The organism is Ralstonia sp. UNC404CL21Col, from assembly GCF_000620465.1.
GTDB classification, from domain to species: Bacteria; Pseudomonadota; Gammaproteobacteria; order Burkholderiales; family Burkholderiaceae; genus Ralstonia; species Ralstonia flatus.
The window spans coordinates 709,694-733,443 of sequence record NZ_KK211140.1; the positions used below are offsets into that span (position 1 = coordinate 709,694).

Consider the following 23,750-nt stretch of genomic DNA (forward strand, 5'->3'; position numbering starts at 1 on the left):
TGGTGGTGGGATGAACAACGAAAGCGGCGCAGCGTCAGCGCTTGCCGAAGACGATCAGTGAAATCCCAATGCTGATGAGCAGACTCAGGAGCAATTCCATGGCGCCTAGCGTTGAAGCCGGCGGGGTCGCCGCCAGCGTGACAGATATTGTAGGCCCGCAACTGCAACAGTGTTGCGACAACCGAGCACGGTTTGCGTTCAGCCTATTGTGTCGATAGGCGAAGTATAAACGATAATGATTCCTATTTGCGCGGAAATTCCCTGTCTTTCGTGGGGTGGGAATCACGTCCAGACGGCTGATGGCGCGAAACTGCCTGTGCAGGCGGTTGGCGATTCCGGGCGCTGTTGGCGCGTAACTTGCAAAGACACGGGTCGACCCGGGGTACGCTGTGTGCGCAAACGCGCTAGGATGAAAATCATTCAAACACGGTGACCGGCCGGCCAACCGTGAAACGGGGAAGAAGGGGGCGACCATGGATGAAGCCAACCTCAACATGGACGACGCTGACGACGATGGCACGTTCGTCCCCACGGGCGGAAGGCAGCCGCAGGCGCCGATATTGTCCTCGCTCGATTCCATGTGCGCACAGTTTGCTCTGCGCACGGTGTGTGCGATGGGCTTGCGCTTCAACCTGCGGACCAATATCAACGACATCCTCACCGTTTGCGCGCCGGAGCTGATCTGGCCGGTGACGGTCATCCAGCGCCTGCAACGCTTTCTCTCTGCGCGCTGCGCCGACATGCCGGGCTGGCGCGCCGTCGGCAAGCTTGACCTGCCTACGTTCATGGATCGGCACGGCCAGTGGAGCAGCGCCTTCGATGAAGGCTCGCTGTTCTATTACCTGGACGAATACGTCAAACATCACGCCAAGGACATGTTCACCGTGTTCGGCGCGTCGTGCGATGCCCTGGGTGAGCGGCTCTCCGGCGAGCGCGTCTTGCTGGTCGGCAACATCGACATGCTGGCCCGCGTGCTCGGCCTGCCGCCGCACGAACGCGCGTTGCTGCTGTTCGCCTCCCTCGTGAAATACAAGCGCGACCTGCGCGCCGTGATGGTCGACTGCAAGGTTGCGCACAGCCAGGAAGCTTTCCAGTTGCTCGCCAATCTGGCGGGTGCAAGTACGGCCGAGGTCGCCGCGTCATTGCGGCCGGGTTCTCGGCTCGAGACGCTGGGGCTGATCGAGCCGCCGCTGCCCGAGAACAGCGTCACCGATCTGGGCGATCTGATGCGCATCTCCGACCGCCTGTTGCACGTCTTGCTGGGTGACTACACCAGCGAAGCGGACATGATGGCCGTCTTCACGCGCCCCGCGCCGGCGACCATGCTGTCGCAGTCCGACTACCCGCATGTGGAAACCGATGCACGCTACCTTACGGCGCTGTTGGAGAACGCCTCACAGCAGCGCGCGGCCGGCGTGAACATCCTGCTGTATGGCGCCCCCGGCACCGGCAAGACCGAACTCGCCCGCGTGCTGGCGCGCGATGCCGGTTGCGAGCTGTACGAAGTGGATTGCCTCGACAAGGACGGCAACAGCCTCACGGGCAAAGACCGCTATCGCTCGCTGCAGGTGTCGCAGGCATTTCTGCGCGGACGGCCCGGCGCAGTGCTCCTGTTCGACGAGGTGGAAGACGTCTTTCCCGGCCCGACGCGCGAACTGATGAGCCTGTTCGGCCACGAGGAGCCGCGTGGCTCCGTCAACGGCAAGGCGTGGGTGAACCAGACGCTGGAGCAGAACCCCGTGCCGGTGATCTGGGTGTCGAATTCCATTCGCCAGATCGACCCGGCGTATCTGCGCCGCTTCCAGTTCCACCTCGAGCTGAAGGTGCCGCCGCCGACGGTGCGCGAAAGCATCATCCGCAAGCATCTGGAAGGGCTGGAGGTGTCGGACGCCTTCATGGCGAAGCTGGCGGCGCGCAAGACGCTCACGCCGGCGCAGATCGACTCTGCCGCACGCTTTGCGCGCCTGACGCAGCCGGCAATGGAAGAGTCTGCTGAATCGCTGATCGAGCGTCAGCTCGACCACGCCGATCAGGCGATGGGCTTGCGCCCGGAAGTGCAGGCGCATCGCGTCGTGACTGAATACAAGCTGGATTACCTGAACCTGGAAACCCGGTTTTCTGTGGAGCGGATCATCGAGGCGCTGCGTGCGCGGCGACGCGGAACGCTGTGCTTTTACGGACCGCCGGGCACCGGCAAGACGGTGCTGGCCGAGCATATCGCCGCGCAACTCGACATGCCGTTGATGATTCGCCGCGCGTCAGACTTGATGAGCAAGTACGTCGGCGAAACCGAGCAGCAGATTGCGGCGATGTTCGCGCGCGCCGAAGAGGAACGCGCACTGCTGTTGCTCGACGAGGCGGACAGCTTCATGCAGAGCCGCCAGGGCGCGGTGCGCAATTACGAGGTGTCGGAAGTCAACGAGATGCTGCAAGGCATGGAGCGCTTTGACGGCATCTTCGTCTGCACCACCAATTTGTTTGATCGGATTGACGAGGCGGCGCTGCGGCGGTTCGCATTCAAGATCCGCTTCAAGCCGCTGGTGCGTGCGCAGCGCGAGCAGATGTTCATTGCCGAGGCCCTGGGCGGCAAGGCCGAAGCGCTCAAGCCTGTGTGGCGCGAGATGTTGGCGTCGCTGGACATGCTCACACCCGGCGATTTCGCGGTGGTCAAGCAGCAGTCTGTGCTGCTGGGCGAGACGCTCGATCCGGAGGCCTTCCTCGCACAATTGCGGCAGGAGCATTCCATCAAGCCCGAGTTGCGCGAGCGGCGCTCCATTGGATTCACGCCGCGTTGACGGTGCGGTTGTAGACGGTACGAACGGATGCCGGCCGCAGCGACTGAGGCCCGGCTCGGCCGCGCGTGCCGGTCAGTCAACGATAAACAGCCGGGCCCCTGTTTTCGTGTGGGACTGATGGGCCTCGGCATCGTCGCCTACCTGATAGCTCATGCCCGGCGTGAGCGTGAACTTCCGGCCGTCTTCCAGCGTGGTTTCCAGCTCGCCCTCCAGGCAGAAGAGGATGTGGCCTTTCTTGCACCAGTGATCCGCCAGGTAGCCGGGGGTGTACTCGACCAGGCGCACGCGGATGCGATTCGATTCGTCGCCAAAGTAGCGCGTGCGCCAGATCGCCATGCCGGTCTCACCGGTGTGTTCGGTGGGCTCGATGGTCGACCAGTCGGTCGTGCCAAAGGCGAAGGGCGCCATTTTCATCGCGGGACTCCGGTGGGTGAGCTGAATCCAGGATGGTATCAGCGGCCGGCGTGATGCAGGCTCCGCATTTTGAGTGCTGTCAGCGGCGCTTGTTGGTACGCCCCGACGGTATTGCGTGGCGCTCAATAATCCACTTACAACGCGGGATTCCGCTGCCCGTGCGGCCTTGCAGCAGGGAGCCGATGGCGTCATTTCAATGTATGCAGAAATTGCATGGTGCTATGCAACATCGACATAACGATCGCCATGCGCTTCTCTAATATCGTCGCTTTTTACAAAGCGTGACGAACTTGGGCCGGCCCTTGGCCCCATGAGATCCGCGTCTGTCGCGCGCCGTCCCTCCGGCCACGATATTCCTTGGAGAAAGTCTTGAACACCAAACGTCTGACCTCCCACATCGGGCTGGCAATGCTGCTGGGCATTGCCGTCGGCTGGGGTTGCCACGAATACGCCAAGGACGCCGCGGCGGCCAAGGACATCGCTTCGTACTTCAGCATCATCACCGACATCTTCCTGCGCATGATCAAGATGATCATTGCGCCGCTGGTGTTCTCGACGCTGGTGACGGGGCTGGCGAGCATGAGCGGTGGCCGCTCCGTTGGCCGCGTCGGCTTGCGCGCGATGATCTGGTTTGTGTGCGCGTCGGCCACGTCGCTGGCGCTGGGCATGCTGCTGGTCAACTTCTTCCAGCCGGGCGTGCACATGAACCTGGCGCTGCCGGATGTGTCGGCCACGTCGGGTCTGAAGACGGGTGACTTCACGCTCAAGGCATTCATCACGCACGTGTTCCCGCGCAGCATCGTGGAGGCCATGGCCACCAACGAAATCCTGCAGATCCTGGTGTTCTCGCTGTTCTTCGGCGCGGCGCTGTCGACGATGAAGAACCCGATGGACACCGTGATCGGCCGCGGCCTGGAAGAGCTGACCAAGCTGATGTTCCGCATTACCGACTACGTGATGCGGTTTGCACCGCTGGGCGTGTTTGCCGCCATGGCCGCTGCCATCACGGTGGAAGGCGTCGGCGTGCTGCTGACCTACGGCAAGCTGATCGGCGAGTTCTACCTGGGCCTGGCGCTGCTGTGGGCGATTCTCTTCTTCGTCGGTTATGTGCTGCTGGGCCGGTCGCTGGGCCGTCTGCTGGGCTTGATCCGTGAGCCGACCATGCTTGCGTTTGCCACGGCGAGCAGCGAATCGGCGTATCCCAAGACGATGGAAGCGCTGGAAAAGTTTGGCGTGCCCAAGCGCGTGGCCAGCTTCGTACTGCCGCTGGGGTATTCGTTCAACCTCGATGGCTCGATGATGTATCAGGCGTTTGCGGTGATGTTCATCGCACAGGCCTACAACATCCAGATGAGCTTTACGCAGCAAGTCACGCTGCTGCTCGTGCTGATGCTCACGAGCAAGGGCATGGCCGGCGTGGCGCGCGCCTCGCTGGTGGTGGTGGCGGCCACGCTGCCGATGTTCCATCTGCCGGAAGCGGGTCTGCTGCTGATCATCGGCATCGACCAGTTCTTCGACATGGGCCGCACGGCCACCAACGTGATCGGCAACAGCCTGGCCACGGCCGTGGTGGCGAAGTACGAACCGGCTGAAGAAGAAAGCGAGGCTGAAGTCGCCGCGCAGCCGAACCTCGGCTAAGGCCCAAAGTAAAAACGCCACCTACCCAGGTGGCGTTTTTTTTATTCAGCTTGCGAAGCGAGGGAGGTCGCTGCAGGGGTGAGCGGCGCATCGCCAATGTCGACGCGCTGCGCCATGGGTGCCTCTCCGAGCAATGCAGCCACCATGGCTTGCAGCGGAAGCACGTCGCCGGTGCTCATGAAGCGCGGCGAAGCAGCCTGGCCTGACGCGTGCAATCCCGCCGCCGCCAGCGTGCGGCCGAGATGGCGCGCGACGGCATGTCCGGTGTCGATCAATGTCAGCCGGTCGCCCGCAATCTCGCGGATGGCATCTTCCAGGAATGGGTAGTGCGTGCAGCCGAGCACCAGCGTGTCGGCATTCGCATCGAGCATCGGTTGCAGATAGGCCTGCAGCAGTTCCAGCACCGCGGGCGAGTGGGTATCGCCGCGTTCAATCAGCGGGACGAGCCCGTAGCCGGGTTGGCTCAGCACCTTGCAATCACCGGAGGCAGCGGCCAGCAGGCGCGCGAATTTCTCGCTGCGCAGGGTGCTTTCCGTCGCCAGAACGCCGACCACACGGCTCCTCGACGTGGCAACCGCCGGCTTCAAGCCCGGCTCCACGCCAATCACCGGCACCGCGAGTTTTTCGCGCAGCACGTGCACGGCCTGCGCCGTGGCGGTGTTGCAGGCGATCACCAAAGCCTTGCAGCCTTGATCGACGAGCCATTCGCACACACGCAACGTGCGGTCGGCGATGTATTGGGGGGATTTTTCCCCGTACGGGGCATGGCGGGAATCCGCCAGGTAGAGAAGCGATTCGGCCGGCAGTTCGGCGCGAATCGCGCGCAGGACGGAGAGCCCTCCGAGGCCGGAATCAAAGACCCCGACCGGTGCCTGCGCGCGTGTCGTCATATGAATGTGAGTGAACGGATCAGCCTGCCGCGACCGGAATCTTGCCGATCTTGGCCTGCCATTCCGCCGGGCCGGTCTTGTGGACCGACGTGCCTGAGCTGTCCACGGCGACGGTGACCGGCATGTCCTTCACATCGAATTCGTAGATGGCTTCCATGCCCAGGTCTTCGAACGCCAGCACCTTCGAGCCGCGGATGGCCTTCGACACCAGGTACGCCGCGCCGCCCACGGCCATCAGGTAAGCCGACTTGTGCTTCTTGATGGATTCGATGGCGACCGGGCCGCGCTCGGCCTTGCCCACCATGGCGATCAGGCCCGTCTGGGCGAGCATCGTCTCGGTGAACTTGTCCATGCGCGTGGCCGTGGTCGGGCCTGCCGGGCCGACGACTTCATCGCGCACCGGGTCGACCGGGCCGACGTAATAGATCACGCGGTTGGTGAAGTCGATCGGCAGCTTCTCGCCCTTGGCGAGCATGTCGGCGATGCGCTTGTGTGCGGCGTCGCGACCGGTCAGCATCTTCCCGTTGAGCAGCAGCGTCTGGCCCGGCTTCCACGAGGCGACTTCTTCCGGCGTGAGCGCGTTCAGGTCGACGCGCTTAGACGTTTCCGTGTTCGGTGCCCACTCGACCTTCGGCCATTGCGACAGGTCCGGCGCTTCCAGCTTGGCAACGCCGCTGCCGTCCAGCGTGAAGTGCGCGTGACGCGTGGCGGCGCAGTTCGGGATCATGGCGACCGGCAGATTGGCTGCGTGGGTCGGGTAGTCCAGGATCTTCACGTCGAGCACGGTGGCCAGGCCGCCCAGGCCCTGCGCGCCAATGCCCAGCGCGTTGACCTTCTCATACAGCTCGATGCGCAGTTCTTCTGCGCGGTTGCTCGGGCCGCGGGCGATCAGGTCTTGAATGTCGATCGGCTCCATCAGGGCTTCCTTGGCCAGCAGCATGGCCTTTTCAGCCGTGCCGCCAATGCCGATGCCCAGCATGCCCGGCGGGCACCAGCCGGCGCCCATGGTCGGCACGGTCTTGAGCACCCAGTCGACGATCGAATCCGACGGATTCAGCATCACGAACTTCGACTTGGCTTCCGAGCCGCCGCCCTTGGCCGCGACGATCACGTCCACCGTGTCGCCCGGCACGATCGACATGTTGATCACGGCCGGGGTGTTGTCTTTCGTGTTGGTGCGCTTGCCGGCCGGATCAGCCAGCACGCTTGCGCGCAGCTTGTTGTCGACGTCGTTGTACGCGCGGCGCACGCCTTCGTTGACCATGTCTTCCAGGCTCATCGTGGCGCCGTCCCAGCGCACGTTCATGCCGACCTTCAGGAACACGGTGACGATGCCGGTGTCCTGGCAGATCGGGCGCTTGCCTTCGGCGCACATGCGGCTGTTGGTCAGGATCTGCGCGATGGCATCCTTGGCCGCCGGGCTCTGCTCCTGCTCATAGGCGCGGCCCAGAGCAGTGATGTAGTCCATCGGGTGGTAATAGCTGATGTACTGCAGCGCGTCGGCGACGCTCTGGATGAGGTCTTCTTGACGAATGACGGTCATGGTGGGGGACCAACGTATAGGAATGAAAAGCCGGTGCGGCAGGGCAGTGGTCGGTGACTTTCACTCCCTGCCCGTGACCTGGACGGCGGGCGCCGCAGGCTCAGAACAGCCTGAGATCATACACCCAATGTCGGGCGCGGATTGTCCGAGCGCGTTCGTCGGAATCGCCGCGCCAACAAGGGCACAGCGTCAATGTGCGTCGGCAGCCTCGCCGTGCGGATGCGCGTGCGAAACGATGCGGTCCACCCACGCCATCACCAGCGCAGACACCAGGAACGCCACGTGGATCGCCACCTGCCACAGGATCGTGTGCGTGTCTTTCTGCGCCGCATCGATGAACGTCTTGAGCAGGTGGATCGACGAGATGCTGATCAGCGCCATCGACAGCTTCACCTTGAGCACGCCCGCGTTGACGTGGTCCAGCCATTCGGGCTCGTCTTCGTGGCCCTCGATGCCGAGCTTGGACACGAAGATGTCGTACCCGCCGATGATCACCATGATCAGCAGGTTGGAGATCATCACCACGTCGATCAGGCCCAGCACGGCCAGCATGATCTTGGTTTCGTCCATGTCGCCCAGGTGCGAAACCAGGTGCCACACCTCGACGACGAAGAGGTACACATACGCTGCCTGGGCGATGATCAGCCCCAGGTAAAGCGGCAGTTGCAGCCAGCGGGAAAAGAAAATCAGGCGCGGAATTGGGCGCAGCGGAGCGATGGGCGACTTCATGGGCAGGACAGGCGAGTGGTCGAAAAACCGCGTGATTGTAACGGTCCGTGATTGCGGAATCGCTTACCGGAAAACGCGAGTGACGCGCTTCATTCCCGGTCCAGCGACGGATCCAGCGGGTCCAGCGGATCGGCCGCGCGACCGCGCTGGCGCCCCCGCTGTATCGGCTGGCGTGGCCGCGCCGGCCAGCTCGCCACGAGAATGCCCGCCACCACGCATGCCAGCGCGATGCCGTGCGGCCACCCCGGCGTTTCTTCCAGTGCGACGATGCCGTACGTGGCAGCCGCAATCGGCAGCACGGAGGTGAACACGCCTGCAAGGTGAGCGGGCACGTGGCGAATGCCCTTCATCCACAGCCAGAACGAGAAGATGCTGGCCGACAGCGCATACCAAAGCACCAGGCCCCAGATCGGCAACGGCACGCCGGACAGATCGAAGGTGAGCAGCGGCACCAATCCCAGCGGCAGCATCAGCAGGCCGCCGATCAGGTGCGTGTACGCGCAGATCTCGATGGCGGGCAACGTTTGCGTCAGGCGCCGCGACAGGATCACGTAGATCGACTCGCATAGCACCGCGCCCATCACCAGCGCATTGCCCAGCAACGCCTGCGCGGCATCGGCGGGCGCAGCGCCCGAAGATTCGCCGCCGCGGTAGGCGTTGAGGATCGCGACGCCGGCCACCGCCAGCACCACCGACGCCAGCGTCCGCCCCGAAGGCTTTTCACGCAGCACCAGCCACGACAGCAGCGCCACCGCGGCTGGAATCGTGCTGGTGATGATGCCCGCGGCCAGCGCCGAGGTCAGCCGCACGCCGTTCAGCATCAGCAGCGTGAAACCGAACGTACCGAAGAAGGCCTGGAGGAACAGGTTGGTCCACTCGCCGCGCGTCACGCGGCGCATGCGCGCGGGCTTGTACCAGGGCGCCATGCAGACGATGGCAATCAGGAAACGCAGCAACGCAAACAGCATCACCGGCATGACGGCGACGATCGATTTACCGAAACCGACGTTGCTGCCGACCAATGCCATGGCAGCAATCAGGAAAAGGGCGTGGATGGGCACGATGAGAATTCAGTGGAAACCGGCACGGGACGCGGCTCTTTGGCCGGTTATGTTGCGTTGCGATGCGTGCCGTAACAAGAAGTGACGCATTATAGTAATGCCCTTCACGTCGGTTTGCGGCGTAGAAATGCGTAAGGCTGGAGTCAGGTCAGCCCCTTAGATTCGCCGCAAAACGACTACAGACATCGCTATCAGGAGACACCATGGCTGGCATTGAATCTGTCCTGCAGGAAACGCGCGTTTTCAACCCGCCCGAATCCTTCGTCAAACAGGCAAACATCGCCGGCATGGATGCGTACCGTGCCCTGTGCGCCGAAGCCGAGAAAGATTACGAAGGCTTCTGGGCGCGCCTCGCCCACGAGCACCTGCTGTGGCACAAGCCCTTCAGCAAGGTGCTGGACGAATCCAACGCACCGTTCTACAAGTGGTTTGAAGACGGCGAACTCAACGCGTCTTACAACTGCCTCGAGCGCAACCTTGAGAACGGCAACGCCGACAAGGTTGCCATCATTTTCGAAACCGATGACGGCAATGTCTCGCGCATTACGTATCGCGAACTCCACGCGCGCGTCTGCCGCTTCGCCAACGGCCTGAAGGCCCTGGGCATCAAGAAGGGCGACCGCGTGGTGATCTACATGCCGATGTCGGTGGAAGGCATCGTCGCCATGCAGGCGTGCGCGCGCATCGGTGCGACGCACTCGGTGGTGTTCGGCGGGTTCTCGGCCAAGTCGCTGCAGGAACGCATCGTCGACGTGGGCGCCGTGGCGCTCATCACCGCCGATGAACAGATGCGCGGCGGCAAGGCGCTGCCGCTCAAGGCCATCGCTGACGAAGCGCTCGCCATGGAAGGCACGGACGCCGTCAAGCACGTGATCGTCTATCGCCGCACCAACGGCAACGTGAACTGGGTGGAAGGCCGCGACCGCGCGATGGACGAGGTCGAAGCCGGCCAGCCGGACACCTGCGAAGTCACGCCGGTGAGTGCGGAACACCCGCTGTTCATCCTCTACACCTCGGGCTCGACCGGCAAGCCGAAGGGCGTGCAGCACAGCACGGGCGGCTACCTGCTGTGGGCGCTGCTCACGATGCAGTGGACGTTCGACCTGAAACCCGACGACATCTTCTGGTGCACCGCCGATATCGGCTGGGTGACGGGGCACAGCTACATCGCGTACGGCCCGCTCGCGGCCGGCGCCACGCAGGTCGTGTTCGAAGGTGTGCCGACGTATCCGAACGCCGGCCGCTTCTGGGACATGATCCAGCGTCACAAGGTCAACACGTTCTACACCGCGCCGACGGCGATCCGCTCTCTGATCAAGGCCGCCGAGGCGGACGAGAAGGTCCACCCGAAACAGTACGACCTCTCCAGCCTGCGCCTGCTGGGCACTGTGGGCGAGCCGATCAACCCGGAAGCCTGGATGTGGTACCACACGAACATCGGCGGCGGCCGTTGCCCGATCGTCGATACGTTCTGGCAGACCGAAACCGGCGGCCACATGATGACGCCGCTGCCGGGCGCCACGCCGCTGGTGCCGGGTTCGTGCACGCTGCCGCTGCCGGGCATCATGGCCGCCGTTGTCGATGAAACCGGGCACGACGTGCCGAACGGGCAGGGCGGCATCCTCGTCGTCAAGCGTCCGTGGCCCTCGATGATCCGCACAATCTGGGGCGACCCGGAGCGCTTCAAGAAGAGCTACTTCCCGGAAGAACTGGGCGGCAAGCTGTATCTGGCCGGCGATGGTTCGATCCGTGACAAGGAGACCGGCTACTTCACCATCATGGGCCGCATTGACGACGTGCTGAACGTCTCGGGCCACCGCATGGGCACGATGGAAATCGAATCGGCGCTGGTGGCGAACCCGATCGTGGCCGAGGCCGCCGTGGTGGGCCGCCCCGATGACATGACCGGCGAGGCCATCTGCGCGTTCGTGGTGCTCAAGCGTTCGCGCCCCGATGGCGACGAAGCCAAGCAGATCGCCAACGAGCTGCGCAACTGGGTCGGCAAGGAAATCGGGCCGATCGCCAAGCCGAAGGACATCCGCTTTGGCGACAACCTGCCCAAGACGCGCTCGGGCAAGATCATGCGCCGCCTGTTGCGCTCGCTGGCCAAGGGCGAGGACATCACGCAAGACACGTCCACGCTTGAAAACCCAGCCATCCTCGATCAACTGAAGGAAACGCGCTAACTGCCAGCGCTGGCCGCCGATCTTGGCCATCGACACCCAACAAGACAGCCGCTTCCGCAAGCGGCTGTTTCTGTATTACGGGCTCTATACCGCGGGGCTGCTGCTCTTCATCGTGATGATGGGCGCGATCGAGCACGTGCGCGGGCCCGGCGTGTGGCTTGGCTATGTGTTCCTGTTTGTCACCATCGCCATCTATGCATGCATCGGGCTGATCTGCCGCACGGCCGATCTCACCGAATATTACGTGGCGGGGCGCCGCGTGCCGGCGTTTTTCAACGGCATGGCGACTGCAGCCGACTGGATGAGTGCTGCCTCGTTCATCGGCCTGGCGGGCATCGTGTTTGCCTCAGGCTATGAGGGGCTCGCCTACGTAATGGGCTGGACGGGCGGCTACTGCCTCGTCGCTTTCCTGCTGGCGCCTTACCTGCGCAAGTTCGGTGGTTACACGGTGCCGGATTTCCTGGCCAACCGCTATGGCAACGGAGAGCGCGGCGGCAGCTCGGTCGTGCGCGGCATCGCGGTGCTGGGCGCGACGCTGTGTTCCTTCGTCTACCTTGTCGCGCAGATCCAGGGTGTCGGGCTGGTCGTCACGCGCTTTATCGGCGTCGAGTTTTCGGTGGGCGTGTTCTTCGGGCTGGCGGGCATTCTGGTGTGCTCGTTCCTGGGTGGCATGCGCGCCGTGACGTGGACCCAGGTGGCACAGTACATCATCATGATCGTGTCGTTCCTGGGCGTCGTGGGGATCATCGGCTGGCATCGGTATCACGATCCGGTGCCGCAGTTGTCGACGGGCCGCCTGCTGGTGCAGATCGAGAAAGAGGAGCGGCGCATCGCGCACGACCCTGCCGAGCAGCACGTGCGCGATCACTTTCTGAACGAAGCCCAGGCGCTGCAGGAGCGAATCTCGCAGTTGCCGCAGTCGTTCGACCATGCGCGTGAAGCGCTGAATGCGCAGCTCAAACTGGCACGCGAACGCAATGCGCCGCTGCGTGAGATCAAGGCGCTGGAGCGCGAGCGCGAAGAGTTTCCGCCCGATGCAGCCACCGCGTCGATCCTGTGGAACCAGCAACGAGAAGACGCACTGGCGCGCAGCCGCATGGCACCGCCATCCACCGAGCCGTTTCCGTCTGCATCAGAAAACGAGCGCGGCACCGAACGGCTGAACTTCGTGCTGCTAGTGTTCTGCCTGATGGTCGGCACGGCCAGCCTGCCGCACATCCTCACGCGCTTTCACACCACGCCGTCGGTGCGTGAGACACGCAACTCAGTGAGCTGGACGCTCGTCTTCGTGGCGCTGCTGTATGTGTCGGCGCCGGCGCTGGCGGCGCTCGTCAAGCTTGATCTGCTGCAGCACCTGGTGGGTGCGCCGTTTGCCGACCTCCCGCAGTGGATCGTGCCTTGGCGCAAGGTCGACCCGCCTGTGTTTGCGCTGCATGACATCAACGGCGACGGCATCGTGCAATGGGCCGAGGTGATGATGCAGCCCGACATGATCGTGCTGGCCGCCCCGGAGATTGCGGGGCTGCCCTACGTGCTGTCCGGGTTGATTGCGGCCGGTGCGCTGGCCGCGGCACTGTCGACGGCCGACGGCCTGCTGCTGACCATTGCCAACGCGCTGTCGCACGACGTGTACTTCCACATGATCGACAACACGGCGAGCCACCAGCGGCGTGTCACGAGCGCGAAGGTCGTGCTGCTGGGCGTGGCATTGCTGGCGGCCTATGTGACGTCATTGAAGCCGGGCAACATCCTCTTCCTGGTCGGCGCGGCCTTCTCATTGGCGGCGTCGTGCTTCTTCCCGGTACTGGTGCTGGGCGTGTTCTGGAAGCGCACCAACCGCGCCGGCGCCATCGCGGGCATGCTCACAGGGCTTGCCGTGAGCGTGTACTACATCATCGCCAACTACCCGTTCTTCACGCGCATGACTGGCGTGCTGGGCCAGCCGTGGTTTGGCGTGGATCCGATCGCCTCCGGGGCGTTCGGCGTACCGGCCGGGTTTGTGGCGGCGATTGTCGTGAGCCTGCTGACCAAGCCGAACCGGCCGGTGGTCGACAAACTCGTCGGCTACATTCGCGACCCGCTGTAAAAAAACCGGCTCCCGACGAGCCGGCAAAGGGCAGGGCCGAAGTGTGGGGCTCCGGCCCTTGGGGCTGACCTCTCCCGCCAGCCCGCATCGCGAGTCCGGGCGGCGCGGCGAAGTGGCGCGCGCTCAGTCCGGTAACGGATGGATCTGCGGCTTGTCGTTCGAGAGCGTCTGGATGGCCCGCTCGAGCGGCGCGGCACTGACGCTGACTTCGCCCGCAAACGGCCGGTCCACGGCCAGCACAAAAAAGAACGCCAGGCCCAGCGTGGTGGCCCACACCGCCACCAGCGCCATGTGAAAGCGCGTGGCCGGCAGCGCATAGAGCAGCACGAGCGACAAGCCGCTGGCGATCAACATCACGCCCCACAGCGTGGCGGGCATGGCGGCTTCCAGGTTCTGCAATCGTTTCTCCCGATGCTTCACCATCTCGTTGACGCGAGCGAGCACTTCGATCAGCAGCACGCGCTCGCGGTCGTCGCGCGGTGTGATGCGGTTGGCCGTGGCGAACATGCTGTTGAATGCGACCTCCGTGTCGGCATCCGGGCGCGCTTGCTGCTGCATGCTCGGCCATTCGTCATGGACGACGCGTTCCAGATACACGATCAGCTCGCGTCGCGCGGCAGCGGCGCTCGGGTGCGAGAACGCCGAGAGATCGCGGGCAAGTTCCGTGGCGCACGCAGCTTCGGCGGCCACGATGTCCGCGGCGGCTTGATAGGCGCCCCATACCGAGATGGCCGAAAACGCGACCAGCAACGAGTTGATGGTGGTGACGGCCGTCATCATGGCGAGGGTCATGTTGCGCTGTTCGGCATCGAGCGTGACCGGAAAAATGCATCGGAATAGCGCGTAGCCCGCCAACGCTACGAAGAGCGTCGCGAAGACGATGACCGCGCCCATTGCCCATGCGGGGATGTTGTAGAGGAACAGCATGAGGTCACTCCTTGGAAGGGCTGCCGGCCGTGAGAGACGGCGATGGGGCCGCCGCCGGGTCGCTGGCGGCGAGCATGGCGCGCGTGAAGTCGGCCAGGCGCTTGCGCATCGCCTCGGGAGAGGCGGTGCCGTCAAACGACTGCTGCAGATCGATCAGGTTGGCGGCGAGTTCGCTTTGCCACTGCGTGCGCTCGCTGGCGGCACGGGCCCGGTAGGCCTGCATGGCGGCGTCGGCATCGGCGGAGCGATCGCCGCGCACGAGCGTTTCCAACGCATCCACCAGCCGCTGCAGCAGCCGGTGCACCGCCGTGGCAGAGAAGCCGCCCAGCATCGCCAGCGCCGGTTTGCCGAAGCTGTGCATGCTGCCCCGGTCAAACAATTGTGCGGGCAGCATCTCCACCAGGATCAATCCGGCAATCACCCCGAGGATCAACCGCGCGCAGTAGGAGGCGTCGTACTTCGGGTCGTACGTGGACGCGGCCACGTAGCGATGTGCCTGGAACAGCGTGGCAAACGACGCGCCCAGCCCCGCGCAGAACAGCAGGAACAGCGTGTTCCATAGCAGGGGCGCGCCGTCCGAATCCAGAAAGCCCCGGTCGATGTTCGCGCTCGATACATCGGGCGACATGCCCGTGGCAATCACGGCGATCAGGAAGACGATCGCGGCGCTGGTTAGCAGCCGGATCAACGGCACCGGGCCGAGCCACGGGAACGGATGATCGCTGCGATGCTGCGCGTCGAGCAGCGTGACGGCCTGCGGCGTGGCCGGTGCAATGGCGGCGGCAAGCTTGCGGTGGATGGCAGCCAGCGCGTGATGCGGTGTGGCATGCGCCGGCATCTGGCCGTCGATGAGCGCACCGAGCTGAGCGATGAGATCCGGCGCCACGGGCAGCCCGTGGTGCAGGGCGTAGCGCGCCATGGCCTCGCACTCTTCACGCAGTTGTTCAGCGAGGGCCGGACTGGGTTGGGGCCGCGTTTGTGGCTGCGGCTTTTGCACCGCGCGCAGCCGCAGCCACTGCGTGAGGGCGAGCGGGATCATACGGGCCTCCCGTGGCTGGCTGGCGTGTACGGCATGGCAGCGCCGAACGCGCTGCGCCGCAAGTCTGAGGTCTTGGCTTGCATGGTGACCTTCGTCGGCAGGGCGGGCCGTGCGCGGCCCGAGCTTGCTCCGTCAAGGGTGTTGGACGGGGCAAGTTCACTGTGCGTCGCGCGGGCAAGTCCGCCAATGCAGCGGAAGTCACGAACGACGGCCTAACGAAAGACACAGAACACAAAAAGAAAAAGCCCGCGGCCTTCCGGCGGCGGGCATAAGGACAACTTGGAGATGACGGCTACTACGGTAACTGTGCCCCGGTCAGGCGTGTACGGCGTGCGGATCGACGCGGAAGAACGACATCGTCGCGTTCAACTCCTGCCCCTGGTCCTGCAGCGATTGCGATGCGGCGGCGGCTTCTTCCACCAGCGCCGCATTGCGCTGCGTGACTTCATCCATTTGCGAGATCGCCTGGTTGACCTGTTCGATGCCGCGCTTCTGCTCAACCGATGCGGCGGCAATCTCTTCCATGATGTGCGTGACGCGGGCCACCGCTTGTGTGACCTCCGTCATCGTCTCGCCGGCCTCGCCCGCCAGCGTGGAGCCGTCGTGAATGCGTTCCACCGACGAGGCGATCAGTTCCTTGATCTCCTTGGCCGCCGTTGACGAACGCTGCGCCAGGCTGCGCACTTCGCTGGCGACGACCGCAAAGCCGCGGCCTTGCTCGCCCGCACGTGCGGCCTCCACGGCGGCGTTCAACGCGAGGATGTTGGTCTGAAACGCAATGCCTTCGATGATGCCGGTGATGTCTGCAATCTTGCTCGAGCGCTCGCTGATGTCGTGCATGGTCGATACGACTTGACCAACGACCGTGCTGCCCTTGAGCGCTACTTCCGACGCGGTGGAGGCGAGCGCGGTGGCGTGCTGTGCATTCTCGGCGTTCTGCTTCACGGTGGACGTCAGCTCTTCCATGCTGGCCGCCGTTTCCTGCAGCGACGAGGCCTGCGCTTCGGTGCGCTGGCTCAGGTCGGCATTGCCGGCGGCAATCTGTTTGGCGGCGCCCGCGACGCTGCTGCTGCTGTCGCGCACCTTGTCGACGATCTCGGTCAGGCGGCCGTTCATGTCGCGCAGGGCGGAAAGCAGGTGGCTCGTTTCATCCTTGCCGCGCACGTCGATGCGGCTGCTCAGGTCACCACGCGCCACCGTCCGGGCGACATCGACCGCCGTGCGGATCGGCTGCGTGATCGAACGCGTGATGACCATGCCGGCAATCACGGCCAGCAGCACCGCGCCGATCGACAAGCCGGTCAGCAGATTGCGCTGCGCGACGTACTGCGCGTCATACGCCTGCACGAGCTGCTCCTGACGTTCGTGCGTGTAGGTGGCATACGCGTCGGTGGTCTTGATGAGCGCTGCCAGCAGCGGGCGGCATTCGTTGTCCATCTTCTGGACGGCCTCGTCGCGTTTGCCGGCCAGTGCCAGCCCGAGGATGTCGGTGGCTACGGGGCCGTACTGCGCTTCCACGCGATTGATGTCTTGTACCAGCGAGCGCCCGCGGTCAGTTGCGTCCTTGGCGCTCGCGATCATGTCGTTGAGTTGCTTGAGCTTGTTCTTCACATCGTCGTGCGCGCGCAGGACTTCTGCCTTTTCCAGGTCCAGGTCTTTTTGCGTCACCACGAGAACCAGGTTGCGCGCGGCAATGGCGCGGCGGTCGACCGCCGTGCGCACGTCGTTGGCGACATCTGCGCGGGCGCTGATGCCGTGCACATAGCTCGAGAATCCTTCGGTCGACTCGGACAGGGCCCGCAACGACATGCCCGATACCACGACAACAATGGCTGCCAGCACGCCAAAGCCCGTGGTGAGCTTGGCCTTGATGGTCATCTGGGAAAGGTTCACAGCGTCCTCCGGTTTGCTGAATGAATTGAGATGAGGTCGCGCACCGGAGCGGCTCGAAAAGGACGGTCGACGACCACGTTTGTTATAGGCAAGGTGCTGCGCACTTGAGGAAGATGCAGGTTATGTCATGGTGTGACCGAATCATCCTTGTCCGATTTTCCGGTCTCCACGGGGTTATCGGCATTCAAAAGAAAATCCTGAATAACTTTCTCATGCGCGTTTTTACTTAATGCATGCGGGGGGATTGTTTTGCCGGTGAAACCTTGTGTGGCAAGGGCTGGCTTTCCATCATTTCGAATCGTGCGATGGATTATGCGGACCGGGTGACGCCAACGTTTTCCTACCGTATTCAAGTTATTTAATGTCAGTTATCCGTGTTTATCTTCGCATCACTTGCTGTGCGTAGTTTTACGTATGGAATTAGCCCGCTAGGTAATTTGGTGGTGTCGGGTGTGTAAAGAAAACGGCCCGCCGAAGCGGGCCGTGTGATTGCCTGAAGCGGCTTTTGCTACAGCGCAGTGGCGGGCACCACGGGCAGAACCACCTTGGACGGGTGGGCCGCATCGCTATAGACGGTCAGCACGCCGATCAACGAGTTGAGCAGCGTAGGCAACGGCGGCACGCCCTGCGGCAGGTTGCTTGCGCCCACCGCTACGCGCAGCTTGTGGCCTTTGGCGATGAGGGCACTGGTCGGGAACACCTCCACCGGCACCATGACGGCCTGGCCCGGCACGAGCGGCTGGACGGAGCCGGGCGTGAACGGATGCCATGGCTGGATCATCAGGCCGTTCATCGTGCGCGAGCGGCCTGCGTCCACCGCGCGCAACGAAGCCGTCTGGAGGCCATCAGTGAGCGGCGTGACGTTGCCAGCGGCGTCCACGTCGTCAATGCGTACCGAGACGCCGGCGTCCAGTGCGGTGGTCGAGATCCATACATCCGCTTCGATCGGGCCGTTGAGATAGACGTCGGCCGGCATGGGCGGCGTTTCGAACTTCACGTCGGCGGCTTCGGCAAGCGTGTCGTCCGTCTGGCACGCCAGCGGGATGAAGCCCGTCAGGCCTGCCGTCCATTGCGACAGGCTGATCGAACACGCCCCGTTCAGCGGCTGCTGCGCGACCTTGTTTGACGCTTCGTTGGCGGCTGGCGCGGTGGTCGACAGGCTCTTGTCGCCGCGCAGGAAGAGCTGCTGTGCCTGCACTTGCGGATGGGGCCAGTCCGTGGCGGTGGCGTAGTGGCCGAGGCCGGTCACGTACTGCGTCACGTTGGGCAGCGCATCGGCACCCACCTTCATGCCTTTGACGTACTGGTCGAACCATTGCAACTGAATGTGGTTCAGCGGCGGCACGCCATCGACCGGCAAGCCGCTGCCCAACGCGGCCTGCAGATGCGTCCACGGGCCGATCAATAACTTGGCCGGCGCCTGCGTCTTGATGCTCTCGTACGTGAGCGGCTCGCTGCGCTGGAAAAGATCGTGCAGGCCGCCCACCACGAAGGTCGGCACCTTGATCTTGCCGTCGTTCTCCAGCGGCGAGCGCGTCGCCCAGAACGCGCCGTCATAGGCCGTGGCGGTGCTGCCCAGCAGCGCTTGCAACATGGTCGGCAACTGGAACGTCGTGACCGCTGACACCAGATGCTGCAGCACGGCCGGCAGACCGATCGTCGGGTCTGTCACCAGCGTCGGGTCGGTCAGGCTCAGCACCGACACCAGCCCGAACCACGCCGGGATGAAGGTCAGATTGGTCTGCCCGCCTGTGAAGACGATGTCGCGGTAGCCGTCGCCGATCGGCACGATGGGGAAGGCCGCCTTGACTGCCGGATGGTTCTGCGCCGCCGTGATGACCGTCGTGATGCCGAGGTACGACACGCCGTACAGGCCGATGGCACCGTTGCTCCACGGTTGCTGCGTCACCCAGTCGACCACGTGGCCGTAGTCGCTCTGCTCATCGGCGCCAAAGGCGTCCCACGTGCCTTGCGACTGGCCGGTGCCGCGCACATCCACCACCACCGTCGCGTAGCCGTGCTGGACGATGTACGGATCCGCCGCGCCCAGCGCTGCGCCAATCGATGCTTCGTATTGCGCGTTCCCGCCGTTGTACGAGGTCTGCACGAGCACCGTCGGGAAAGTGCCGGTCGCTGCTTTGCCGGATGCGTCGGCGGGCAGCGTCACGTATGCCGCCAGCTTTGTACCGTCGGGCATCGTGATGTACTGCGTGGCTTGCTTCGCAACGCCTGCGTAGAGCGCGGGCGGATTGTAGTCGGCCCACTTGGCGCCGGCGTTGCTGGTGATGGACGTTCCTGGTTGCGCCGGCGTGGTGCGCGTGCCAAGCGTGGTCCAGTTGACAGCGGCAGGCTGTGCCGGCTGCGTGGGCTGCGTTGGTTGCGTGGTGGTGTTTGAATCGGCGGGTGTGCTGTTGGCGACGGTGGAACCGTCACCGCCGCCGCAGCCCGACAGCGAAAGCGCCGCGCACAGCAGCGCCGACATGAGCATGCGGCCGTGCCGCACGCGTGGGTTGCCCATCTGCATGGGGGTCTCCTCTTGAATGCTCTTGTTGTGTTTGTGTGGGGGGATGGCCGGCGCGCCGAGGGTGGCGGCACGCGGCCGATCGCTCCGGGTGGGGAAGCGAAGCAAGCGAAGAGGCCGGCGCAGAAGAGGGGTGGGTGACACGACCGACCGCGCGCCAGCGGGCTTGGGCGCACGGGTGAAGCACCAAGCATGCCTGTGTACGCGTTCCCCGCAGATGGCGTGGTGCCGCCGTGCGAGGCGCGTGATTGGGTTGTGGAACGCCCCGCGCGTTACGTAACGTTCCGCGTAACGCGCCGGCCGGCGGGGCCGTGTTCAGATGAGAATTCCGCACCCCACCAACGTAGGGATGCTGTCCGCCAACCCGCGTCAACAGGGCGTTTCAAACAGATCAAAACGACAACGCATGCATGCACAAACTGCCAATGGAGCGGCCGCCGTGTATTGGCATGGACGTTGCATAGTCAGGCTGCACGCCCGGCACAGGGCACCGCGAACAGATCGCAAAAACAGCACAGACCGCAAGGGGGCCATCATGAATCGCACCGTTCAAGACATCGAGATTGCCGCTGCCATTGACTCGGACCTGCTTCGCCGCCGCGAGCAGTTTGCCGGTCAGCCCTCCGCGTGGCGCGTGTGGTCCGAGGCTGCGCACGTTGCCACGCTGAATGAGCGCGCACGCAACGCGTTTATCGAACACGTGGCAAACAGCCGTGGTGCCGATATCGCCTTGCGCCTGCTGCTGAAAGCCCAATCGATTCGCGATCAGGTTACGCAGACGCTGCTGACGAGCGAGACGCCCGCCACGCTGCATTGAGTTACGCGAGGGGATGCCGACCGCGCAGACGCGTCGGCGGTGGGATGCAAAAGGCCTTGTCGGGAGACTGGGCCTTTTGTTTTTGGGCGATGGAGGGTGCCGCAGAAATGAAAATGCCCGCTAGCGCGGGCATTTGTGTTCTGGCGGAGAGAGGGGGATTCGAACCCCCGATAGGCTATTAACCTATACACGCTTTCCAGGCGTGCGACTTAAACCACTCATCCATCTCTCCGGAAGCCCGCGATTGTAGCACACCGGGCGAGCTAGCCAACCCCTGCTGCCCTGGTCTGGACGAGGTTGTCGGTTCTCCGGCGCAGCAAGCAACCGAGGGTGACCACTATTGCCGCTCCCAGCCGTTTGAACGTACGCTTTGCCAGCATAAAAAATCACAAGGACTAGGAGACCACCGCCCCATGGATCTGGACGTCAACCACAAGCCGGTCAGCGTTGATTGCGACCCGGCCACGCCCCTGCTGTGGGTGCTGCGTGATCACCTGAACCTGACGGGTACGAAGTTCGGCTGCGGCGTGGCGGCGTGCGGCGCATGCACCGTACACGTTGACGGCGCAGCTGTGCGGTCCTGCGTGCTGCCGGTGGCCGCTGTGGCCGGCAAGCACATCACCACCATCGAAGGCCTGGCCGGCGGCGAAGGGAAGCGCCACGCGCTGCAGCAAGCCTGGGTGGATGAGCAGGTGCCCCAGTGCGGCTACTGCCAGTCCGGCATGCTGATGGCCGCGGCGGACTTGCTGGCCCAACATCCCGATCCGACTGATGCCGACATCGACGCGGCCATGACCAACATCTGCCGCTGCGGCACGTATCCGCGCATGCGTACCGCCATCAAGCGCGCTGCCAAAGCGCTGCGGGAGGGCCGCGCATGAACGCGAAGGCAACGAAACCGCGCAGCGGACGCCGCCGTTTCCTGCTGGGTGCGCTTGGCATTGGCGGCGCACTGGTGGTGGGTTGGGGCGTGATGCCGCCGCGCAGCCGCGTGGGCGATCCGGGCATCTTCCCCGAGCACAACGGCGAGATTGCGCTGAACGGCTGGATCAAGATCACGCCAGAAGGCAACGTCGTGCTTGCCATGCCGCGTGTGGAGATGGGCCAGGGCATCCACACCGCGCTGTCGATGCTGGCGGCCGAAGAGCTGGACATTCCGCTCTCGCGCGTGGGCATCGAAAGCGCACCGGTGGAGCGCATCTACGGCAACGTCGTCGCCATGGGCGACAGTTCGCTGCCGCTGCATCCCGACAGCGCTGACAAGACGTGGGCCCGCGCACTGCACTGGATCATGGCCAAGAGCGCGCGCGAGATCGGCCTCATCATCACCGGCGGCAGCAGCAGCACCGCCGACGGCTGGCAGCCGGTGCGCGAAGCCGCCGCCACGGCGCGTGCAGCGCTGGTGGAAGCGGCAGCGCGCGCATGGAACGTGCCGGCTGCCGACGTCAGCATCCGCGAAGGCCTGCTGATCGGCCCCGGCGGCAAGCAGTCCACGTTTGGCGAGATGGCCAAGTCGGCGCGTGGTATTTCTGCGCCGTCCAGCGTGACGCTCAAGCCGGCCTCGCAATTCCAGTTGATCGGCAAACCGGCGCCGCGCAACGACCTCGCCGCGAAGACGGATGGCAGCGCGCGCTTCTCCATCGACACGCGCCTGCCGGGCATGCTGTATGCCGCCGTCGTCATGTGTCCGGTGTTTGGCGGCAAGCTCAAGACGTTCCAGTCGAAAGCGGCGCTTGGCATGCCGGGCGTGCGTTACGTGGTGCCGTTCGAGGGCACGGGCGGTGGTGCACCGGGCGTGGCCGTGGTGGCAGACCATTACTGGCAGGCCCGGCAGGCGCTGGCAACGCTTGAGCCCGTGTGGGACAACGGCCCGCATGCCAAGCTCGATTCCGCAGGCATCCGGCAGCAGCTTGTCAGCGCGCTCGACAGCGACAAGGGCGGCTTCACGTACCGGTCGATGGGCGATGGCCTGAAAGCCTTCGACAAGGCCGATGGCGCCACCCTCGTCGAGGCCGAATACAGCGCGCCCTATCTCGCGCACGCGACGATGGAGCCGATCAACTGCACCGCGCAGGTAACGGCAGACGGCGTGCATCTCTGGGCGCCCACGCAGGTCGCCACGCTGGCGCAGCTGGTAGCGGCGCGCGCGGCCGGGGTGAGCGGCGACAAGGTCCACATCGACATCCCGCTCATCGGCGGCGGTTTCGGGCGACGGCTGGAATCGGACTTCATCGGCCAGGCCGTGACCATCGCCACCAAGACCGAAGGCAAGCCGGTGCAGGTGATCTGGTCGCGCGAAGAAGACGTCCGCCACGACTTCTATCGCCCGCACGCCATCGCCCGGCTCAAGGCGCGCGTCGAAAACGGCAAGGTCACCGCGATTGCCTCGCGCAGCGCCGGACAATCGATTCTTGCGGGCGAGCTGGATCGACTGTTCGGTGCGCCATCAGCAGGCATCGATCGCTACACCGCCGAAGGCCTGTTCGACCTGCCGTATGAAATCGAGCACGAGCACATCGCGCATCTGGCGGTCGATTTGCCGGTTCCCGTGGGCTTCTGGCGCAGCGTGGGGCACTCGTACAACGGGTTCTTCATGGAGGGCTTTCTCAACGAGGTGGCGACCCAGGCCAAGCTTGATCCGCTGGCGATGCGGCGCGAGTTGTTGAAGGACCATCCGCGCGAGTTGAAGGTGTTGGACACGGCGGCGCAGGCTGCCGGTTGGGGGCAGCCGCTGGCACCCGCCGCTGACGGCGCACCGCGTGCCCGCGGCATTGCGTTGCATCCGAGCTTCGGCTCCGTGGTCGCGCAAGTGGTGGAGGTGTCGATGAAGGATGGCAAGCCGCGCGTGCATCGCGTTGTGTGCGCGGTGGATTGCGGCACGGTGGTCAACCCGGGCATCGTTGCGCAGCAGATGGAAAGCGCGGTCATCTTCGGCCTGACGGCGGCGCTGTACGGCCGGATCGACATCAAGGACGGCCAGGTCGTGCAGTCGAACTTCCCCGACTACCCGGCGCTCAAGATGGCGGAGACACCCGTCATCGAAACACACTTCGTGCCGAGTACCGCGGAGCCCAGCGGCATGGGCGAGGTGGGGGTGCCGCCGATCGCGCCCGCCGTGGCGCATGCCGTGGCGCAGTTGACGGGCAAGCCGGTACGGCAGTTGCCAATGGTGTGACGCTGCTGCGTTGAAACACAAAAGCCGCAGGCGCAC

At 64.4% G+C, this 23,750-nt stretch carries 16 protein-coding genes and 1 tRNA gene; 7 read left to right on the forward strand and 10 right to left on the reverse strand.

The genetic code is table 11. From position 1 onward, the window contains the following. Positions 1–473 precede the first annotated feature (473 nt). On the forward strand, positions 474–2,795 hold the full coding sequence (locus N511_RS0121280) for an AAA family ATPase (protein ID WP_027681109.1): 2,322 nt from the start codon (positions 474–476) through the stop codon (positions 2,793–2,795). Between the two features lie 72 nt (positions 2,796–2,867). Here the strand turns inward: N511_RS0121280 and N511_RS0121285 are convergent, their stop codons facing one another. Continuing rightward, positions 2,868–3,209 (reverse strand): DHCW motif cupin fold protein, encoded by a 342-nt coding sequence (locus tag N511_RS0121285; protein WP_027681110.1) that lies wholly within the window; start codon positions 3,207–3,209, stop codon positions 2,868–2,870. A gap of 369 nt (positions 3,210–3,578) precedes the next feature. Here N511_RS0121285 and N511_RS0121290 point away from each other — a divergent pair, with 369 nt between their 5' ends. Beyond that, complete coding sequence (locus N511_RS0121290; protein WP_027681111.1) at positions 3,579–4,847, forward strand: dicarboxylate/amino acid:cation symporter; 1,269 nt, start codon at positions 3,579–3,581, stop codon at positions 4,845–4,847. Positions 4,848–4,888: 41 nt separating this feature from the next. On the opposite strand, the gene murI is transcribed toward N511_RS0121290, so the two are convergent. The 4 genes from murI to N511_RS0121310 form a co-directional block, all read right to left on the reverse strand. Beyond that, positions 4,889–5,737, reverse strand: a complete 849-nt coding sequence (murI, locus tag N511_RS0121295; protein WP_027681112.1) for a glutamate racemase — start codon at positions 5,735–5,737, stop codon at positions 4,889–4,891. A 19-nt stretch (positions 5,738–5,756) separates the two neighbouring features. After that, on the reverse strand, positions 5,757–7,280 hold the full coding sequence (locus N511_RS0121300) for a fumarate hydratase (RefSeq protein WP_027681113.1): 1,524 nt from the start codon (positions 7,278–7,280) through the stop codon (positions 5,757–5,759). A gap of 189 nt (positions 7,281–7,469) precedes the next feature. Continuing rightward, entirely contained in the window at positions 7,470–8,009 is a 540-nt protein-coding gene (locus N511_RS0121305; RefSeq protein ID WP_027681114.1) for a TIGR00645 family protein, read from the reverse strand. Positions 8,010–8,098: 89 nt separating this feature from the next. Next, positions 8,099–9,070 carry a DMT family transporter gene (locus N511_RS0121310; protein WP_081785409.1) on the reverse strand — a complete coding sequence of 324 codons (972 nt, stop codon included), beginning with the start codon at positions 9,068–9,070 and terminating at the stop codon, positions 8,099–8,101. A 203-nt stretch (positions 9,071–9,273) separates the two neighbouring features. Between N511_RS0121310 and acs the strand changes: the two genes are divergently transcribed. Beyond that, the gene (gene acs / locus N511_RS0121315; protein ID WP_027681116.1) at positions 9,274–11,256 is read left to right on the forward strand and encodes an acetate--CoA ligase; all 1,983 of its coding nucleotides are present in this window, start codon (positions 9,274–9,276) and stop codon (positions 11,254–11,256) included. 22 nt (positions 11,257–11,278) lie between these two features. Further along, entirely contained in the window at positions 11,279–13,342 is a 2,064-nt protein-coding gene (locus tag N511_RS0121320; RefSeq protein ID WP_027681117.1) for a sodium:solute symporter family protein, read from the forward strand. Between the two features lie 123 nt (positions 13,343–13,465). Here the strand turns inward: N511_RS0121320 and N511_RS0121325 are convergent, their stop codons facing one another. From N511_RS0121325 to N511_RS0121340, 4 genes are all read right to left on the reverse strand, one after another. Further along, entirely contained in the window at positions 13,466–14,269 is an 804-nt protein-coding gene (locus N511_RS0121325) for a bestrophin-like domain (RefSeq protein WP_027681118.1), read from the reverse strand. 4 nt (positions 14,270–14,273) lie between these two features. Continuing rightward, complete coding sequence (locus N511_RS0121330; protein WP_027681119.1) at positions 14,274–15,308, reverse strand: hypothetical protein; 1,035 nt, start codon at positions 15,306–15,308, stop codon at positions 14,274–14,276. 315 nt (positions 15,309–15,623) lie between these two features. Next, on the reverse strand, positions 15,624–17,186 hold the full coding sequence (locus tag N511_RS0121335; protein WP_027681120.1) for a methyl-accepting chemotaxis protein: 1,563 nt from the start codon (positions 17,184–17,186) through the stop codon (positions 15,624–15,626). A gap of 523 nt (positions 17,187–17,709) precedes the next feature. Further along, positions 17,710–19,725 carry a CocE/NonD family hydrolase gene (locus N511_RS0121340; protein WP_027681121.1) on the reverse strand — a complete coding sequence of 672 codons (2,016 nt, stop codon included), beginning with the start codon at positions 19,723–19,725 and terminating at the stop codon, positions 17,710–17,712. Positions 19,726–20,257: 532 nt separating this feature from the next. On the opposite strand from N511_RS0121340, the gene N511_RS0121345 reads away from it, so the two are divergent. Then, on the forward strand, positions 20,258–20,539 hold the full coding sequence (locus N511_RS0121345; RefSeq protein ID WP_037027186.1) for a DUF7696 family protein: 282 nt from the start codon (positions 20,258–20,260) through the stop codon (positions 20,537–20,539). Positions 20,540–20,680: 141 nt separating this feature from the next. On the opposite strand, the gene N511_RS0121350 is transcribed toward N511_RS0121345, so the two are convergent. Next, positions 20,681–20,771 (reverse strand) — tRNA-Ser (locus N511_RS0121350). A 181-nt stretch (positions 20,772–20,952) separates the two neighbouring features. On the opposite strand from N511_RS0121350, the gene N511_RS0121355 reads away from it, so the two are divergent. After that, on the forward strand, positions 20,953–21,420 hold the full coding sequence (locus tag N511_RS0121355) for a (2Fe-2S)-binding protein (RefSeq protein WP_027681123.1): 468 nt from the start codon (positions 20,953–20,955) through the stop codon (positions 21,418–21,420). Next, a complete protein-coding gene (locus N511_RS0121360; protein ID WP_027681124.1) occupies positions 21,417–23,714 on the forward strand; it encodes a xanthine dehydrogenase family protein molybdopterin-binding subunit in 2,298 nt (765 codons plus the stop codon). The genes N511_RS0121355 and N511_RS0121360 overlap by 4 nt, the downstream gene beginning before the upstream one ends. The last annotated feature ends 36 nt before the right edge of the window (positions 23,715–23,750 follow it).